16 protein-coding genes are annotated in these 16,859 nt (G+C 60.5%); 7 read left to right on the plus strand and 9 right to left on the minus strand.

Annotated elements, in window-relative coordinates:
• Positions 1-46: 46 nt before the first annotated feature.
• On the minus strand, positions 47-406 hold the full coding sequence (locus AAEZ06_RS18140) for a PilZ domain-containing protein (protein ID WP_149411953.1): 360 nt from the start codon (positions 404-406) through the stop codon (positions 47-49).
• A 234-nt stretch (positions 407-640) separates the two neighbouring features.
• Positions 641-1,015: a tetratricopeptide repeat protein gene (locus AAEZ06_RS18145; protein ID WP_149411952.1), complete on the minus strand. Its 375-nt coding sequence runs from the start codon at positions 1,013-1,015 to the stop codon at positions 641-643.
• A gap of 174 nt (positions 1,016-1,189) precedes the next feature.
• On the opposite strand from AAEZ06_RS18145, the gene pyk reads away from it, so the two are divergent.
• Positions 1,190-2,641 (plus strand): pyruvate kinase, encoded by a 1,452-nt coding sequence (gene pyk / locus AAEZ06_RS18150; RefSeq protein ID WP_149411951.1) that lies wholly within the window; start codon positions 1,190-1,192, stop codon positions 2,639-2,641.
• 133 nt (positions 2,642-2,774) lie between these two features.
• On the opposite strand, the gene AAEZ06_RS18155 is transcribed toward pyk, so the two are convergent.
• Complete coding sequence (locus tag AAEZ06_RS18155; RefSeq protein WP_149411950.1) at positions 2,775-3,524, minus strand: enoyl-CoA hydratase-related protein; 750 nt, start codon at positions 3,522-3,524, stop codon at positions 2,775-2,777.
• A 28-nt stretch (positions 3,525-3,552) separates the two neighbouring features.
• A complete protein-coding gene (locus AAEZ06_RS18160) occupies positions 3,553-4,485 on the minus strand; it encodes an iron-sulfur-binding ferredoxin reductase (RefSeq protein ID WP_149411949.1) in 933 nt (310 codons plus the stop codon).
• Positions 4,486-4,802: 317 nt separating this feature from the next.
• Here AAEZ06_RS18160 and AAEZ06_RS18165 point away from each other — a divergent pair, with 317 nt between their 5' ends.
• From AAEZ06_RS18165 to AAEZ06_RS18180, 4 genes are all read left to right on the plus strand, one after another.
• A complete protein-coding gene (locus tag AAEZ06_RS18165) occupies positions 4,803-6,326 on the plus strand; it encodes a fumarate hydratase (protein ID WP_149411948.1) in 1,524 nt (507 codons plus the stop codon).
• Between the two features lie 177 nt (positions 6,327-6,503).
• Positions 6,504-8,270: a sensor histidine kinase gene (locus tag AAEZ06_RS18170; protein ID WP_149411947.1), complete on the plus strand. Its 1,767-nt coding sequence runs from the start codon at positions 6,504-6,506 to the stop codon at positions 8,268-8,270.
• Positions 8,264-9,598, plus strand: a complete 1,335-nt coding sequence (mifR, locus tag AAEZ06_RS18175; protein WP_149411946.1) for a two-component system response regulator MifR — start codon at positions 8,264-8,266, stop codon at positions 9,596-9,598. Before AAEZ06_RS18170 ends, mifR begins: the two co-directional genes overlap by 7 nt.
• A 167-nt stretch (positions 9,599-9,765) precedes the next feature.
• Entirely contained in the window at positions 9,766-11,085 is a 1,320-nt protein-coding gene (locus AAEZ06_RS18180) for an MFS transporter (RefSeq protein WP_149411945.1), read from the plus strand.
• A 63-nt stretch (positions 11,086-11,148) separates the two neighbouring features.
• Here the strand turns inward: AAEZ06_RS18180 and AAEZ06_RS18185 are convergent, their stop codons facing one another.
• Complete coding sequence (locus AAEZ06_RS18185) at positions 11,149-11,904, minus strand: COG4705 family protein (protein ID WP_149411944.1); 756 nt, start codon at positions 11,902-11,904, stop codon at positions 11,149-11,151.
• Between the two features lie 205 nt (positions 11,905-12,109).
• On the opposite strand from AAEZ06_RS18185, the gene AAEZ06_RS18190 reads away from it, so the two are divergent.
• Complete coding sequence (locus AAEZ06_RS18190; RefSeq protein ID WP_149411943.1) at positions 12,110-12,733, plus strand: flavin reductase family protein; 624 nt, start codon at positions 12,110-12,112, stop codon at positions 12,731-12,733.
• Here AAEZ06_RS18190 and AAEZ06_RS18195 read toward each other — a convergent pair.
• Entirely contained in the window at positions 12,730-13,005 is a 276-nt protein-coding gene (locus tag AAEZ06_RS18195; RefSeq protein WP_149411942.1) for a hypothetical protein, read from the minus strand. The two genes, AAEZ06_RS18190 and AAEZ06_RS18195, sit on opposite strands and share 4 nt — an antisense overlap.
• 9 nt (positions 13,006-13,014) lie before the next feature.
• Positions 13,015-13,356 (minus strand): antibiotic biosynthesis monooxygenase family protein, encoded by a 342-nt coding sequence (locus tag AAEZ06_RS18200; RefSeq protein WP_149411941.1) that lies wholly within the window; start codon positions 13,354-13,356, stop codon positions 13,015-13,017.
• A 338-nt stretch (positions 13,357-13,694) separates the two neighbouring features.
• Between AAEZ06_RS18200 and AAEZ06_RS18205 the strand changes: the two genes are divergently transcribed.
• Positions 13,695-14,624: an AraC family transcriptional regulator gene (locus AAEZ06_RS18205; RefSeq protein ID WP_149411940.1), complete on the plus strand. Its 930-nt coding sequence runs from the start codon at positions 13,695-13,697 to the stop codon at positions 14,622-14,624.
• Between the two features lie 20 nt (positions 14,625-14,644).
• Here AAEZ06_RS18205 and AAEZ06_RS18210 read toward each other — a convergent pair whose 3' ends face one another.
• Both AAEZ06_RS18210 and AAEZ06_RS18215 read right to left on the minus strand, forming a co-directional pair.
• Positions 14,645-16,114 (minus strand): ATP-binding protein, encoded by a 1,470-nt coding sequence (locus tag AAEZ06_RS18210; RefSeq protein ID WP_149411939.1) that lies wholly within the window; start codon positions 16,112-16,114, stop codon positions 14,645-14,647.
• Positions 16,104-16,832 carry a response regulator gene (locus AAEZ06_RS18215; RefSeq protein ID WP_149411938.1) on the minus strand — a complete coding sequence of 243 codons (729 nt, stop codon included), beginning with the start codon at positions 16,830-16,832 and terminating at the stop codon, positions 16,104-16,106. Before AAEZ06_RS18215 ends, AAEZ06_RS18210 begins: the two co-directional genes overlap by 11 nt.
• Positions 16,833-16,859 lie beyond the last annotated feature (27 nt).

Raw genomic sequence — 16,859 nt, forward strand, 5'->3', positions numbered from 1 at the left:
GCTTTCGGTACAAACACCGAAACTCGGCTGACAACGCGCACGGTTCCTAGGCTGAAGCCTGCAAGGGATCAAAGCTGAAGTACTGCAACAGCGCGTTGATCAGTTGCCCATACTCAACAGGCGCCTGCAACACACTGAACCCCGAGTCGTATTGCTGGGGGTTGATATCTTCATGGCTCCACAGGCAGGTCGCCGTGAGGTCAATGGCATGCATATCGCCCTCGGGCCCGGGGATCTTCAAGCGCAGCTCGAAATCCACGTCGACCATCATGGGCAATTGGCTGATTAACATCAGCCCCTCCTCGGAGACGTCGCCCAAGTAGCCAATAGGCTTGTCCGTGAGGCGGTTGAACACTCGCAGAAAGCAGGTTAATTGATGCCGTTTGATCCGTCGGTTAGTAAACATGGTGAGTTTGCCATCCAATGACCATGACTCTGGCCGCTCCAGTGATTCGGAACGGGTCGGTGATGCCAACAACCCGCTCTCCCTGGATCTCGGTGCGACAACAGCAAGGTACTTTGTCACTTTACAGCTGCCGAATCCGGATCCTGCATCCATTTGAATAGAAAGTTGTACAAACAGACTTTCAAAGATTAGTTCAAGTCTGGTAAGGGACCAGCTATAAAATGGCAAATATCATCACAATGCTGCTGGCCTAGGCTGCGCGGCACTTGCACCGGGGTAATGCCCCAGTTGCTGCAGGGTATCCAGTCGCGCACGAGCGCGGAACGCGTATTCGCTGGTCGGGTACTGGCTGATGATGAATTGGTAAGTTTGCACCGCATCAACAAACAGTTTTTGCCGTTCCAGGCACTGGCCGCGCAGCATCGAGACCTCCGGTTGCACGTAGCGACGGGAACGACTCTCACGGTCGACCTGGGACAACTCAAGGGTGACCCGCGCACAGTCGCCGACGCCATAGGCACGATAGGCGTTGTTCAAATGATGGTCCATCGACCAGCGGGTGCAGCCGACAACACTGACGGCAAGGGCAGCAATGATCACAATTCGCATGGGGGTTCTCCTGTCTTGTGCAATGTATCGACCCGTGCGCAAAAATCTTCAAGATTGATCGTTTATACAAATAGCTGGAAACAAGTGAATCGCCGATAAGTAGTGCAAACGAACAATGACTACAACCAAAGAGCATAGTAGCCTTCCTCAGTCCTTGAACTCAGGAGTCCGTGCATGTCCGTCCGTCGTACCAAAATCGTCGCCACCCTTGGCCCGGCCAGTAACTCGCCGGAAGTCCTCGAACAGCTGATTCTGGCTGGCCTGGACGTTGCCCGTCTGAACTTCTCCCACGGCACCCCGGACGAGCACAAGGCTCGCGCCAAGCTGGTACGTGACCTGGCCGCCAAGCATGGCCGCTTCGTCGCACTGCTGGGTGACCTGCAAGGCCCGAAAATTCGTATCGCCAAATTCGCCAACAAGCGAATCGAGCTGAAAGTCGGTGACAAGTTCACCTTCTCCACCAGCCACCCGCTGACCGAAGGCACCCAGGACATCGTCGGCATCGACTACCCGGATCTGGTCAAGGATTGCGGTGTCGCTGACGAACTGCTGCTCGATGACGGCCGTGTGGTCATGCGCGTCGATACTGCGACCGCTACCGAACTGAACTGCACCGTGCTGATTGGCGGCCCGCTGTCGGATCACAAAGGTATCAACCGTCGCGGTGGTGGCCTGACCGCGCCAGCGCTGACCGAGAAAGACAAGGCCGACATCAAGCTCGCCGCCGAAATGGAAGTGGACTACCTTGCGGTATCCTTCCCGCGCGACGCTGCCGACATGGAATATGCCCGTCAACTGCGCGACGAAGCCGGCAGTACTGCCTGGCTGGTGGCGAAGATCGAACGCGCCGAAGCCGTGGCCGACGACGAAACCCTCGACGGCCTGATCAAGGCTTCCGACGCCGTAATGGTTGCCCGTGGCGACCTGGGCGTAGAGATCGGTGATGCCGAGCTGGTGGGCATCCAGAAGAAGATCATCCTGCACGCACGCCGTCACAACAAAGCGGTGATCGTCGCGACCCAGATGATGGAGTCGATGATCCAGAACCCGATGCCGACCCGTGCCGAAGTGTCCGACGTGGCCAACGCCGTGCTCGACTACACCGACGCCGTGATGCTCTCGGCTGAAAGTGCCGCCGGTGCCTATCCGCTCGAAGCAGTCCAGGCGATGGCGCGCATCTGCGTCGGCGCTGAAAAGCACCCAACCAGCAAAACCTCCAGCCACCGCATCGGCAAGGTGTTCGAAAGCTGCGACCAGAGCATCGCCCTGGCAGCCATGTACACCGCCAACCACTTCCCCGGTGTGAAGGCGATCATCGCCTTGACCGAAAGTGGCTACACGCCGTTGATCATGTCGCGCATCCGTTCCTCGGTGCCGATCTACGCGTTTTCCCCGCACCGCGAAACCCAGGCCCGCGCGGCCATGTTCCGTGGTGTCTACACCGTACCGTTCGACCCGGCTTCGTTGCCGCCTGAGCAAGTCAGCCAGGCAGCGATCGACGAGTTGCTCAAGCTCGGTGTCGTGGAGAAAGGCGACTGGGTCATCCTGACCAAGGGCGACAGCTACCACACCATCGGCGGCACCAACGGCATGAAGATCCTGCACGTTGGCGACCCAATGGTCTGAGTGACACGCTGAAAAACAAAAGCCCCGCCATGTGAATGGCGGGGCTTTTTGCTTTTCTGCCTCCGGACAACCTGTGGCGAGGGGGCTTGCCCCTCGCCATAGAAACACCACTTGTCACAAGATGTGCTCACCGTCAGCGCTTGCTGATAAACCCCGACAACGCCGCAATCGCCTCAGGCGATTTCAGCCGCTGGGTAAACAACGCACCCTCCTCTTCAATCACCTTGCGCAACTGTTCGCGATCCACGCTTTTCATCAGTTGTTTGCTGACCTGCACGGCACCGGGAGCCAAGGCTTCGAAACGTTCGGCCACCTCCCTCGCCTTGGTCAAGGCAGCTTCACCACTGCCCAACGCTTCAGTGGCGATGCCCCAGGCGGCAGCCTGCTCACCGGTGAACCCTTCACCCAACAGCAACAACTCAGCAGCTTTCGCATGCCCCAACAGCCGCGGCAGGATCAGGCTGGAACCAAACTCCGGACACAGCCCCAGGTTGACGAACGGCATGCGCAAGCGGGCGTCGCGGCTGACGTACACCAGATCACAATGCAGCAGCATGGTCGTCCCAATGCCTACCGCCGCGCCAGCCACCGCAGCAATCACCGGCTTACGGCAGTTGAGCAAGCTCTTCATAAAGTGAAACGGCGGGCTGTCGAGGTCGGTGGGCGGTTGTTCGAGGAAGTCGGCGATGTCGTTGCCGGCGGTGAAGCACTCGCTGCTGCCCTGGATAAGCACCGCATTGATGGTGACATCGGCATCGGCCTGTTCCAACGCGTCAGCCAGTTGGCTGTACATGGCGCGGGTCAGGGCGTTTTTCTTGTCCGGGCGGTTGAACTGCAGAATCAGCAGCCCGCGTTCGCGTTGCAGCAGGATGGCGTCGGTCATGGCAAGTCTCGCAGATAAAAATCAGCGTTCAACCACGGGGCAGGAACACGTCGGCCAGCAGTTGATTGCGCGGCAACCCCGCCAGGAACAAGCGTTTGGAAAAAGCCTCGACGCTGGAAGGGTGCCCGCAGAGTAAAGCCAGGGTTTGCCGGGAAACAAGCCGCAGTTGCGCCAAAGCCTGCGTCAACTCAGCCGCCGTCCATAGCTCGATCGTCAGGTTGGGGTGGGCGGCGGCCAGCGACGCCAGGGGCTCGGCCAAATAATGGCCCTCGGCATCATGGGCCAGGTGAATCACCCGGATGACGCCCTGATGATCCTGGCGCAACGCCTCGCGAAGCACACCCCATAACGGTCCCAAACCGGTACCTGAGGCCAGCAGCCAGAGTGGTCGCGCTTGCCAGTCTGGATCGTATTGCAACGCACCACCACGCAGTTCGCCCAGGCGCAAACTGTCGCCGACTTTGAGTTGCCGGGCGGCATCGCTGAACTCGCCGGGCAGGCGACAATCGAGGTGAAACTCCAGGAACGGGTCTTCCAGGGGCAGGCTGGCCAGGGAATAGGGCCGGGCGATCGCACCGGCCCACAACACCAGGTGCTGCCCGGCCCGGTAACGCAGGCTGCGCCCAGGTTGCAGGCGCAAGCGCAGTACCGCCGGGCTCAGCCAATCAACGCTCAGTACCTCAGCCGGCAGACCGTCACGCAGCGGATCAAAGGTTTCGATCTGCACGTCGCCCATGACCTGACACTGGCAGGCCAAGCGCCAACCGTCCTGGCGTTGCGCAGGGCTCAGCGCACCAGGCTGATTGTCCTGAACCTCGCCCAGGCAACGCACCAGGCAGGCATGGCAACTTCCGGCGCGGCAACTGTAGGGGACGGCGACACCGGCCTGGTTCAGGGCATCCAGCAGGTTGCTGCCGGCGGGGACCGACCAGTGGCGTTCGCCGGCGTGCAGTTCAGACATGAAACGTTCTCAAATGTAGGAGCAAGCTTGCTCGCGATGGTTGCTAACGATAACGCGGGGTGCCTGACGAAACCCACCAGATTCACGCTTTTCGCGAGCGAGCTCGCTCCTACCGTTAATCGGGCCCGGCATCCATGACCATAGTCGGGTGTATCAGCCACCGCGCCGGGTTATACTGCCGCGCCTTTTTAGCGTCGCGTCAGCACTACCCCAGCACTACCTGCCGACGTGCCTTGGAAAGGTGTCTTCAGACGACCGATGCACCCCACTGAAGCCACCTTTATTGAATGTTCCCGTCTTATAGAGGAGCGCGACTCATGACCGTGATCAAGCAAGACGACCTGATTCAGAGCGTTGCCGACGCCCTGCAATTCATTTCCTACTACCACCCCGTTGATTTCATTCAGGCCATGCACGAAGCCTACCTGCGCGAAGAATCGCCAGCAGCCCGTGACTCCATGGCACAGATCCTGATCAACTCGCGTATGTGTGCCACTGGCCACCGCCCGATCTGCCAGGACACCGGCATCGTCACCGTGTTTGTACGCGTGGGCATGGATGTGCGCTGGGATGGCGCCACCATGGGCCTGGACGACATGATCAACGAAGGCGTACGTCGCGCCTACAACCTGCCAGAAAACGTCCTGCGGGCCTCAATCCTCGCCGACCCGGCAGGCGCGCGCAAAAATACCAAGGACAACACCCCTGCGGTGATTCACTACTCCATCGTCCCGGGTAACACCGTGGAAGTGGACGTGGCGGCCAAGGGCGGCGGTTCCGAAAACAAGTCGAAGATGGCCATGCTCAACCCGTCCGACTCCATCGTCGACTGGGTTCTGAAGACCGTTCCGACCATGGGCGCCGGCTGGTGCCCACCGGGCATGCTGGGTATCGGCATCGGCGGCACCGCCGAGAAAGCCGCGGTGATGGCCAAGGAAGTGTTGATGCAATCCATCGACATTCACGAGCTGAAAAAGCGCGGCCCATCCAGCCGTATCGAAGAGATGCGCCTGGAGCTGTTCGAGAAGGTCAACCAACTGGGCATCGGCGCCCAGGGCCTGGGTGGCCTGACCACCGTGCTCGACGTGAAGATCATGGACTACCCGACCCATGCGGCCTCGCTGCCGGTGTGCATGATCCCCAACTGCGCCGCCACCCGTCACGCCCACTTCGTGCTTGACGGTTCCGGCCCGGCTTCGCTGGAAGCGCCACCGCTGGATGCCTACCCGCAAATCGTCTGGGAAGCCGGCCCGTCGGCCCGTCGCGTCAACCTCGACACCCTGACCCCGCAAGACGTACAGAGCTGGAAACCGGGCGAAACCGTGCTGCTCAACGGCAAGATGCTCACCGGTCGCGACGCCGCGCACAAGCGCATGGTCGAGATGCTGAACAAGGGTGAAACCCTGCCGGTGGACCTCAAGGGTCGCTTTATCTACTACGTCGGCCCGGTTGATCCGGTACGCGATGAAGTGGTTGGGCCTGCCGGTCCGACCACGGCAACGCGGATGGACAAGTTCACTCGCCAGATCCTCGAACAAACCGGCTTGCTGGGCATGATCGGCAAATCCGAGCGCGGCCCGACCGCTATCGAAGCGATCAAGGACCACAAGGCCGTGTACCTGATGGCTGTGGGCGGCGCAGCTTATCTGGTGGCGCAAGCCATCAAGAAATCCCGCGTCGTGGCTTTCGCCGAACTGGGCATGGAAGCGATCTACGAGTTCGACGTCAAGGACATGCCGGTCACCGTTGCAGTGGACAGCAAGGGTGAATCGGTACACATCACCGGTCCTGCCATCTGGCAAAAAAGGATCAGTGAAAGCCTGGCGGTAGAAGTGCAGTAAGCATTTCACGGCAAGGATAAAGGCGACCGGGGCAGCATGGCCCGGTCGCCTTTTTTATGTCTCACACACGCCTCCGTGGTGAGGGGGCTCGCCACAAGTACAGACATTAGGGCTCGCCACAACAGCTTTGCTGCGCATGCTATGGTGCTCGCCCTTATTGCGCATGCTCATCTTCGTATGACCACGATCACCCGCCCATTGCGCTTGACCTTCTACTCCCTGCTGATCATCGCTGGCGCCGTGCTGGCTGCCGCCCTGGCCATACGCCACGCCGAACGCCAGGCCCTGGTGGATGACGCTGCCCGTGCCAATCAACAGCTGGCGTTGTATGCCAACTCCCTGCACACCCTGATCGAACGTTACCGCGCCCTGCCCGCCGTGCTGGCCCTGGACTCGGAAATGATCAGCGCCTTGAAAGGCCCGCTCGACGCCGCTACCCAAGACTTGCTCAACCGCAAGCTGGAACGCATCAACGGCGCCGCACAATCATCCACCCTGGAATTGATGGACCGCAACGGCCTGGCCGTGGCCGCCAGCAACTGGAACCTGCCCAGCAGTTATGTCGGGCACAACTACGCGTTTCGGCCATATTTCAGCCAGACCTTGAGCCAGGGCACCGGACGTTTTTATGCGGTAGGGGTCACCACCGGTATTCCGGGGTACTTCCTCTCCAGTGCGGTGCTGGATGAGAAAGAGCAGTTTCTCGGCGCCATGGTGGTGAAGCTGGAATTTCCGGAACTGGAACGCGAGTGGGCCCAAGGTAACGATCTGCTGCTGGTCAGCGATGCACGGGGCATTGTGTTTATCGCCAATCAACCAGGCTGGCGGTATCGCGCCTTGCGCCCGCTATCGGACAGCGACCACGCGGAACTCAAGGCCACTCGGCAATACGACAAAAAACAGCTGCTGCCCCTGGAGTATCAGGCGTTGCAGCGCTTCGACGACAACAGCCACCTGATGCGCATCGACGGCCCCGAGGGCAGTGCCAACTACCTGTGGGAATCCCTGCCGTTGAAGGCCGAAGGCTGGACCTTGCATCTGCTGCGCAAACCCCAGGTTGCCGCCGAGGACCAACGCAACGCCGGCCTTGCCGCCGCAGGTCTGTGGCTGGCGCTGGTGTTCCTGCTGCTGTTCCTGACTCAACGCTGGCGCCTGGCTCGCCTGCGCCAACGCAGCCGCGAAGAGCTTGAACAGTTGGTGCAAGAACGCACCCGCGACTTGCGCACTGCCCAGGATGGGCTGGTGCAGTCGGCCAAGCTGGCAGCTCTGGGGCAGATGTCCGCGGCCCTGGCCCATGAGATCAACCAGCCCTTGACGGCGCAGCGCATGCAACTGGCTACCTTGCGCCTCTTGCTGGATCACGGTCGCGTCGATGACGCTTACAAGGCACTGACCCCGCTGGACGACATGCTCACCCGCATGGCCGCGCTGACCGGCCATCTCAAGACCTTCGCCCGTAAAAGCCCTAGCGGTTTGCGCGAACGCCTGGACTTGGCGACTGTGGTGGATCAGTCCCTGCACTTGCTGGACACCCGTCTGCGGGACGAAGCCATCGGCACAGTGCTGGACCTGACCCGCCCGGCGTGGGTGCGCGGCGATGCAATTCGCCTGGAACAGGTGCTGATCAACCTGCTGCGCAACGCCCTCGATGCCATGGCCGACAAACCGCGCAAGCGTCTGGAAATCCGCCTGCACGCCGATCAACAATTGTGGCACCTGACTGTCACCGACAGCGGCGGCGGGATTGCCGAAGAAAACCTCAACAGCGTATTCGACCCCTTTTTCACCACCAAACCCGTGGGTGACGGGCTCGGCCTCGGGCTGGCGGTGTCGTACGCTATCGTCCACGAACTCGGTGGCCGCCTGAGCGCCGCCAACCAGGGCGACGGCGCGGTATTTACCCTGACCCTGCCCATCGCCCTGGAGACCCCGGACCTATGCTGAACGCAGTGATTGTGGTGGATGACGAGGCCAGTATCCGCACGGCCGTGGAACAGTGGCTGAGCCTGTCGGGGTTCGAGGTGCAATTGTTCAGCCGTGCCGATGACTGCCTGGCACAATTGCCCAGGGATTTCCCTGGGGTGATCCTCAGCGATGTGCGCATGCCTGGGCTCAGCGGCCTGGAGTTGCTGGCCGAGGTGCAACGCCGTGATGCCGACCTGCCGGTGATCCTGCTCACCGGCCACGGTGATGTGCCGATGGCCGTGGAAGCCATGCGCGACGGCGCCTACGATTTCCTGGAGAAACCCTTCAGCCCCGAGGCGCTGCTCAGCAGCCTGCGCCGAGCCCTGGACAAGCGCGGATTGGTCCTGGAAAACCGGCGCCTGCATCAACAGGCCGATCACCGCGCCAAGTTGGAATCGAGCCTGTTGGGCGTGTCCCGAGGCTTACAGAATCTACGTCGACAAGTGCTGGACCTGGCAACCTTGCCGGTCAATGTGCTGATCCGTGGCGAGACCGGCAGTGGCAAGGAACTGGTCGCCCGTTGCCTGCATGATTTCGGGCCACGGGCGAAGAAGCCATTTGTGGCACTGAACTGTGCGGCGATTCCCGAGCAACTGTTCGAGGCCGAGTTGTTTGGCCACGAGAGTGGCGCCTTTACCGGCGCCCAGGGCAAGCGCATCGGCAAGCTAGAATTCGCCAACGGCGGCACCCTGTTTCTCGATGAGATCGAAAGCATGCCCCTGGCCCAGCAAGTAAAACTGCTGCGGGTGTTACAGGAGCAGAAGCTGGAACGCCTGGGCTCCAACCAGAGTATCAAGGTGGACCTGCGCATCATTGCCGCCACCAAGCCGGACCTGCTGGACGAAGCCCGCGCCGGGCGCTTTCGCGAGGATTTGGCTTATCGGCTGAACGTCGCGCAGTTGCGCCTGCCGCCGTTGCGTGAGCGCCGGGAAGATATCCCGCTGCTGTTCGAACACTTCGCCCAGAACGCCGCCGAACGCCTGGGCCGCAGCTTTGCACCACTGAGCGGGCCGCAACTGGGCCATCTGCTCAGCCATGACTGGCCGGGCAATGTGCGGGAGCTGGCCAACGTCGCCGAGCGCCGGGTGCTAGGGCTGGGTGAACCGGAGCCGGAAGGCATCGAGGCCGGGCAATCGTTGGCGGCGCAGCAAGAGGCGTTTGAAGCCCATTGCCTGAAAGCCGCGCTGACTCGGCACAAAGGCGATATCAAAGCCGTGCTGGCAGAACTCCAACTGCCACGGCGCACGCTGAATGAAAAGATGCAGCGGCATGGGTTGGCGCGGGAGAGGTTCTTGAAAGATGAGTGAGCGGATTTTCGCTCATAGCCAGTTATTCATAAGCGACTTTCCGCTCAATAAAATCCTGCAACCCTTCTAGGTCGGGCCTTCAGCTGTTTGGCACAACTCCTGCTATAGCCCCGACCAGGCGGCGCTTGTGCGCGCTCCACAAAAACAATTAGATGAAGGATCCTTCAATGGATAACTCCAACTCCCTGCCTCTGGGGTCGGCGGCTGCGCCGGCAAAAGAACGCACCACTTCCAGCCGGATCAAATCGATCTTCAGCGGCTCGGTCGGCAACATGGTCGAGTGGTACGACTGGTACGTCTACGCCGCCTTCTCTCTGTACTTCGCCAAAGCCTTCTTCCCCAAAGGCGACACCACCGCCCAACTGCTCAACACCGCCGCGATCTTCGCCGTGGGCTTCCTGATGCGCCCGATCGGTGGTTGGCTGATGGGCCTGTACGCCGACCGCAAGGGCCGCAAAGCTGCGCTGATGGCCTCGGTACTGCTGATGTGCTTCGGCTCGCTGATCATCGCCCTGACTCCCGGTTATGAAACCATTGGTGTCGGCGCACCGATCCTGCTGGTCTTCGCCCGCCTGCTTCAAGGCTTGTCGGTCGGTGGCGAATACGGCACCTCGGCCACTTACCTGAGTGAGATGGCAACCAAGGAACGTCGCGGCTTCTTCTCCAGCTTCCAGTACGTGACCCTGATCTCCGGCCAGCTCATCGCCCTCGGCGTGCTGATCGTGCTGCAACAGACCCTGACCACCGAACAACTGTACGACTGGGGCTGGCGTATCCCGTTCGTCATCGGCGCCCTGTGCGCAGTGGTCGCGCTGTACCTGCGTCGCGGCATGGAAGAAACCGAGTCGTTCACCAAGAAAGAGAAGTCCAAGGAAAGCGCCATGCGCACCTTGATGCGCCACCCCAAGGAACTGATGACCGTGGTCGGTCTGACCATGGGCGGCACTCTGGCGTTCTACACCTACACCACCTACATGCAGAAATACCTGGTGAACACCGTCGGCATGAGCATCTCCGACTCCACCACCATCTCGGCGGCGACGCTGTTTCTGTTCATGTGCCTGCAACCCATCGTCGGCGGGCTGTCGGACAAGGTCGGGCGGCGGCCGATCCTGATTGCCTTTGGTATCCTCGGTACATTGTTCACCGTGCCGATCCTCACCACCCTGCACACCGTCCAGAGCTGGTGGGGTGCGTTCTTCCTGATCATGGCGGCGCTGATCATCGTCAGCGGCTACACCTCGATCAACGCGGTGGTCAAAGCCGAGCTGTTCCCTACCGAAATCCGCGCCCTGGGCGTTGGCCTGCCGTACGCGCTGACCGTGTCGATCTTCGGCGGTACCGCTGAGTACATCGCGCTGTGGTTCAAGAGCATCGGCATGGAAACCGGTTACTACTGGTACGTGACCGCGTGTATTGCGGTGTCGCTGATCGTCTATGTGACCATGAAGGACACTCGCAAGCATTCGCGAATTACCACCGACTAAGGGTTCGCTCGCTGTAAAAAAAGGGGTCGTGTCAGTGGATGACACGGCCCCTTTTTCATACCCTCAGGACAACCCTGCAACCTCTTGCCGCCCATATCGACGCTGCGCATACGAAGCCCCGACAATCATCACCACCAGCACCGCCGCCAACACCGCCGACGAGCCGATGGTGCCAAAGTCCAGGCCGCCCTTTTCAAGGGGTTTGGTCAGGAAGTCGCCCAGGGTCGCGCCGAATGGTCGGGTCAGCACAAACGCCACCCAGAACAACAGCACCGACGATATTTTTGTGAAGTACTTGAGCAGCACCACTACCGCGATCGTCGAACCAATCAGCAAGGCACCACCGGCAAACCCAAGCCCCGAGTCGTCCGCCAGGAAATCACCCAACGCCGTACCCAAGGTGTTGGAAAACAGAATCGCCATCCAGTAGAACAGTTCGCCGCGAGAGGTCTGGACCTTGTTCACGTTCAGCGAATCACCGCTCAAATGCCACAGGGCGAAGATAATCATCAACAAGACAATCAGGATCATTGAGCCGGATGCATAGCCCAGCCCCAGCGTGCGGTCCATAAAATCGGACATGGTGGTGCCGGCCGTGCTGGTAGACAGAATCACGATCCAGTACAGCACCGGGTTATAGGTTTTCGACCAAAGTTGCGTCACCAGGGTGACCAGGAACACGCTAATCAGGATCATCGAACTGATGGCGTAGCCGACATTCAAGGTCATCGACAGCAAGTCCCCGGCGGTTTCGCCCAGGGTCGTGGCGCAGATTTTCATGACCCAGAACGCCAGGGTGATCTGAGGAAGTTTGTTCATTGTATGGAAGGCTCCGAGGCTCAGTCTTTCAAGTGGCCAACTTATAAGGGGTGTCGACCTGGAGCGCAGACTGAACGGGGAGCTGTGAAAAATAGGTGGGCTACGAATGAAAATTCCATACACCGACAACCTCGACTGTGGAAATCCGTCGCGTCGGGTTGCACTATGATGCCCTTCCCAGAACCACCCAGCAGGAACCCCGGCCATGCCTGACGACATCCATTTCTACGAACCCGCCAACGGCCACGGCCTGCCTCATGACCCGTTCAATGCCATCGTCGGCCCACGACCGATTGGCTGGATTTCGTCCCAAGACAGCGAAGGTCGCCTGAACCTGGCGCCCTATAGTTTCTTCAACGCCTTCAACTACATTCCGCCGATCATTGGTTTTTCCAGTGTCGGGCGCAAAGACAGCCTGAACAACATCGAGCAGACCGGCGAATTCGTGTGGAACCTGGCCACGCGGCCGCTGGCCGAGCAGATGAACCAGAGTTGCGCGGCTGTTTCACCCGAGGTCAACGAGTTTGAATTGGCCGGGCTGACGCCGGTAGCCTCGAAAGTGATCGCCGTGCCCCGCGTGGGTGAGAGCCCGGTGTCCTTTGAATGCAAGGTGACGCAGATCATTCAGCTGCAACGAGCGGATAAGGGCCTGGTGCCAAGCTGGCTAGTGCTCGGCGAAGTGGTCGCGGTGCATATCGCCAAGTGGCTGCTCAAGGATGGGGTGTACGACACCGCCGCCGCCGAGCCTATTCTGCGCGGCGGCGGGCCGGCGGATTACTTTCAGTTGGGGCCTGAGGCCTTGTTCAAAATGTACCGACCCAAGGTTTAGGAAGCTGTTGCCCAGGTCAACTGACCTTCTTCGTCGACGTCGATCAACCGCTCCAGTTGCTGGGCGGCAGCGTCGTCGGCGTCATCGGCGGTCTTGAACTTCTGCCCTTCGAGGATAGTGTGAAAGCGCGGCGCGCCCATGCCATCCAGGGCCTTGACGGCGACGGCAGCGCTGTAGCCACCCTCTCCCGGTACTACGGCGGAAACGGCTTCGTGGTGGGCAAACTCTTTACGTGCCATGTTGCAGGTCCTGGCCAATGGAAAGTCGGCCATTCTAGACGTTCAGCCAGCCAGTTGCAGATATTCGCCGTAGGCGCTGGCGGTGCAGGTGTCGATGAAGGTCTGGAAGTCCATGCTGCGAACCACCCCGTCATTCAATAACTCGGTGAAGATCATCAGCGCTGGTGAGTTGAAGTAGGCGCTCATCGCCTGCTCGCTGCTCCAGAAGCCAGAGATCAACCACACATCTGGCTCCGACAGGGAATGCTGCAACGAGAATTGCAGGCAACCCTGAGCCTGGCGGCCTGGTTCGATCAAACTGTTCAAGCGTGCACCCAGTTCGGTGCTGCACCCGGTGCGGGCGCGGATAAAGGCCATATGGCTCGCGGGAATGGGGGTGGACATGTTCAACTCTCCCGTTGAGAAGTGATGCTCGGCAAGCACTGTGAGGGCGTGTTGCCACAGGATCAAAGATAACGGCGCTGTCCTACAGGCGGTTAGTCGATTCCTGCTGGCTTATTGCACAATCCTGCGAGATGCGGAGAGGTAACGATCAGGCCACGGATTTTATGCCCGGCATGAGCACCTTGTTTCACGTGAACTACGCAATGGTTAAGGCCGCCCAACTTGCCTGATTCACAATTTATCGCAGGATCAGGCAAGGATTGTGCAGAATCGGCGTAACACTGCTTTGAAAGCGCCTTTAAGCTGTGCCCATCGTCAAAGCGCCAAGAGGTTGCCCCATGTCGTCGTCAGAACACCGTCCTGCCCCCCTCGATCCCGACATGGAAAAGCAGCGCGCGGAACTGGCCGATATCGTTCTGCGCCACACCTGCGAAGACGGCTCCTACGCCACCGCTATCCACTCATTCGTGCTCAATCGGCACAACTCGCCCCGCGACTTCATGCCGGTGCTGGCCCAACCAGCGCTGTGTATCCTGGCCCACGGCAGCAAGGAAGTGCGCCTGGCGGATGAGACCTTCACTTATGACCCGCTCAATTACCTGGTGTTTTCGGTGTCGATGCCGGTGTCCGGGCGCATCATTGACGCCTCGCCGGAAAACCCCAACCTGTCCCTTCGACTGGACATCGACCCGGCGCAAATCACCGCCTTGATCGCCGAAGCCGGCCCGATGGGCGTACCCTCTCGCCCCGCTGCCCGCGGCATGTATGTCGACCGTCTCGACAGCCAACTGCTGGATGCTGTACTGCGCTTGACCCGTTTGCTCGACTCACCGAAAGACATCGCCATGCTGGCGCCGCTGATCAACCGCGAGATTCTCTATCGCCTGCTGCGTAGCCCGCACGGCTATCGGCTGTATGAAATTGCCGTGGCCAACAGTCAGAGCCATCGGGTCAGCCAAGCTATCCAATGGCTGAACGGCAACTACGAACAACCGCTGCGTATCGATGACCTGGCCAGGGAAGTGAACCTCAGCGTCTCGACCTTGCACCACCGCTTCAAGGCGATGACGGCCATGAGCCCGCTGCAATATCAGAAGCAACTGCGTTTGCAGGAAGCCCGGCGTTTGATGATTGCCGAGGGCCTGGAAGCCTCGGCAGCGGGCTATCGAGTGGGCTATGAAAGCCCGTCGCAATTCAGCCGCGAGTACAGCCGCCTGTTTGGCGCGCCGCCGTTGCGGGATCTGGCGCGGTTGCGCTTGAGCGTCTGACCCTGCCCTGCAACAAGATATCAGTCCAGGCTACGGGGCAACTGCAAGGTCACGCGCAAGCCACCTTCGCGCAGGTTCTGCAAACTTACTTCGCCGCCATGGCTGTGAGCGATATTGCGGGCGATGCCCAGCCCCAAACCATAGCCCTGCTGCTGCCCGGCGAGGCGAAAGTGCGGTTCGAAGACTTGCTCCAGGCGCTGTTCGGGCACGCCGGGGCCTTCGTCATCGACATGCAGAATGAACTCCGCGCCATCGTCCTCGATGTACAGGTGGGCGTTCTGCCCGTACTTCAAGGCGTTGTCGATCAGGTTACCGATGCAGCGCTTGAGCGCCAGCGGCTTGCCCGGATAGGCCGCCAGCGCCCGGCCATGCTGGGTCACCCGACCGTTGCCGTTGGGCGCCAGGTAAGGTTCCACCAGGCAGTCGAGCACATGATTGAGGTCCACCGGCTCGATGTTTTCGTGGATGTCGGTGTCCTTGACGCATTGCAGCGCGCCCTTGACCAGTAACTCCAGTTCATCCAGGTCGCGACCGAACTTGGCTTGCAGCTTTTCGTCTTCCAGCAGCTCCACCCGCAAGCGCAGGCGGGTGATGGGCGTGCGCAAGTCGTGGGAAATGGCGCTGAACAACTGGCTGCGCTCGGTGAGGTAGCGGCTGATGCGTTCACGCATGGCGTTGAAGGCGCGCCCCACTTCCACCACTTCGCTGCCGCCACCTTCGGCCACAGGTTCCACATCGGCGCCCAGGGACATGTCCCGCGCCGCCCGCGCCAGGCGCTTGAGCGGCCGGCTTTGCCAATGCACCAGTAAACCGATGAACAGCAACAGGAAACTACTGGTCAGTACGATAAACCACACTTGCTGGGACGGCAGGCCTTGCTCTTCGAGGCTGGTGTAGGGCTCGGGTAACAGCGAGGCGATGTACAACCATTCACCTTGGGCCAGTTGGATCTGGGTCACCAGCACCGGCGGGTTGACCGGTTCCAGCGTCAGCGCGTAATGGGCCCAGGAGCGTGGCAATTCATCCAGTTTCAAACCGGCGTTGAAGATGCGCAGGTCCTCGGCGCTGACAAATTCCACCGAGATATGCACGTCGCTGCCCAGGGTCTGGCGCAGCACTTCTTGCACGGCACCCAACACCGCCAGTTTGCGCGGGGTTTGCGGCAGCAGCGCCATGTCCAGGGGCTTGTCATTGAGGGTCACCACAAAACGGGTGCCGCCCATGCTGCGCAACTGGTCCAGCACCAACGGACGGTAAGCCACCGGCAGGGAACGGAAATAGCTGACGCTGGCGGTCATCGAATGGGCCAGGCTGCGGGCGCTAGTAACCAGGCCTTCGAGCTGGGTGGCGCGCAGTTGCGAGACCCAGATCACGCTCGACAGCGCCTGGGCAAACAGCACCGCCAGCAAGGTCAGCAGCAGCATGCGACCCAAAAGCGAACGCGGTACCGGAATGCGCCGACGCAGGTCGGTCAGTCGCTCAATGGGCATTGCCGGCAACCACACACGCCGCCAGTTGGTAACCGCTACCGCGTACGGTGCGGATCAGCCGTGGAGGTTTTTCAGTGTCTCGTAGCCGTTGGCGCAGGCGGCTGACGGCCATGTCGACAATCCGGTCCAAAGGCATCAGGTCGCGCCCACGGGTTGCGTTGCCGATGGTGTCGCGATCAAGGATTTGCTGGGGATGATCGAGAAATAGTTTGAGCAGGGCAAAATCGGCGCCGGAGAGGATCACCTCTTCGCCATCCAGGTGAAATAGCCGGTGGCTAATCATGTCCAGCCGCCATTCATCGAACACCCGCACGTCGCCGCCGCGTTCTTGGCCAAACTGACAACGGCGCAACAGGGCTTTGATACGCGCCTGCAACTCACGAGGGCTGAAAGGCTTGCCGATGTAATCGTCGGCGCCCAGCTCCAGGCCGATCACCCGGTCAGCTTCGTCAGAGCTGGCAGTGAGCATGATGATGGGCACCTGCGCCTGGCGCGGGTGCTGGCGAATCCAGCGGCAGAGGCTGAAGCCATCTTCGTCCGGCAGCATCACGTCGAGAATCACTAGATCGCACGGGGCCTCGTTCATCGCCTGACGAAACCCTGCGCCATCGGGCACGCCTCGCACCTGGAAACCGGCGCGACTGAGGTAGGTTTGCAGCAACTCGCGAATTTCCTCGTCGTCGTCGACGAGGAGAATGGATTTACTGATTACGCTCATGGGGTCGTCCTTATTGTTTTGGATGGG

Origin of the sequence: Pseudomonas sp. HY7a-MNA-CIBAN-0227 (genome assembly GCF_040310325.1) — a bacterium.
Lineage (GTDB): Bacteria > Pseudomonadota > Gammaproteobacteria > Pseudomonadales > Pseudomonadaceae > Aquipseudomonas.

Bases quoted from the DNA above. Each gene is read 5' to 3' on its own strand.
- AAEZ06_RS18185 (WP_149411944.1), bottom strand. From the start codon at position 11,904: ATGAACAAACTTCCTCAGATCACCCTGGCGTTCTGGGTCATGAAAATC.
- AAEZ06_RS18160 (WP_149411949.1), bottom strand. From the start codon at position 4,485: ATGTCTGAACTGCACGCCGGCGAACGCCACTGGTCGGTCCCCGCCGGC.
- AAEZ06_RS18155 (WP_149411950.1), bottom strand. From the start codon at position 3,524: ATGACCGACGCCATCCTGCTGCAACGCGAACGCGGGCTGCTGATTCTG.
- AAEZ06_RS18200 (WP_149411941.1), bottom strand. From the start codon at position 13,356: ATGTCCACCCCCATTCCCGCGAGCCATATGGCCTTTATCCGCGCCCGC.
- AAEZ06_RS18165 (WP_149411948.1), top strand. From the start codon at position 4,803: ATGACCGTGATCAAGCAAGACGACCTGATTCAGAGCGTTGCCGACGCC.
- AAEZ06_RS18205 (WP_149411940.1), top strand. From the start codon at position 13,695: ATGTCGTCGTCAGAACACCGTCCTGCCCCCCTCGATCCCGACATGGAA.
- mifR (WP_149411946.1), top strand. From the start codon at position 8,264: ATGCTGAACGCAGTGATTGTGGTGGATGACGAGGCCAGTATCCGCACG.
- AAEZ06_RS18145 (WP_149411952.1), bottom strand. From the start codon at position 1,015: ATGCGAATTGTGATCATTGCTGCCCTTGCCGTCAGTGTTGTCGGCTGC.
- AAEZ06_RS18215 (WP_149411938.1), bottom strand. From the start codon at position 16,832: ATGAGCGTAATCAGTAAATCCATTCTCCTCGTCGACGACGACGAGGAA.
- pyk (WP_149411951.1), top strand. From the start codon at position 1,190: ATGTCCGTCCGTCGTACCAAAATCGTCGCCACCCTTGGCCCGGCCAGT.
- AAEZ06_RS18195 (WP_149411942.1), bottom strand. From the start codon at position 13,005: ATGGCCGACTTTCCATTGGCCAGGACCTGCAACATGGCACGTAAAGAG.
- AAEZ06_RS18170 (WP_149411947.1), top strand. From the start codon at position 6,504: ATGACCACGATCACCCGCCCATTGCGCTTGACCTTCTACTCCCTGCTG.
- AAEZ06_RS18210 (WP_149411939.1), bottom strand. From the start codon at position 16,114: ATGCCCATTGAGCGACTGACCGACCTGCGTCGGCGCATTCCGGTACCG.
- AAEZ06_RS18140 (WP_149411953.1), bottom strand. From the start codon at position 406: ATGTTTACTAACCGACGGATCAAACGGCATCAATTAACCTGCTTTCTG.
- AAEZ06_RS18190 (WP_149411943.1), top strand. From the start codon at position 12,110: ATGCCTGACGACATCCATTTCTACGAACCCGCCAACGGCCACGGCCTG.
- AAEZ06_RS18180 (WP_149411945.1), top strand. From the start codon at position 9,766: ATGGATAACTCCAACTCCCTGCCTCTGGGGTCGGCGGCTGCGCCGGCA.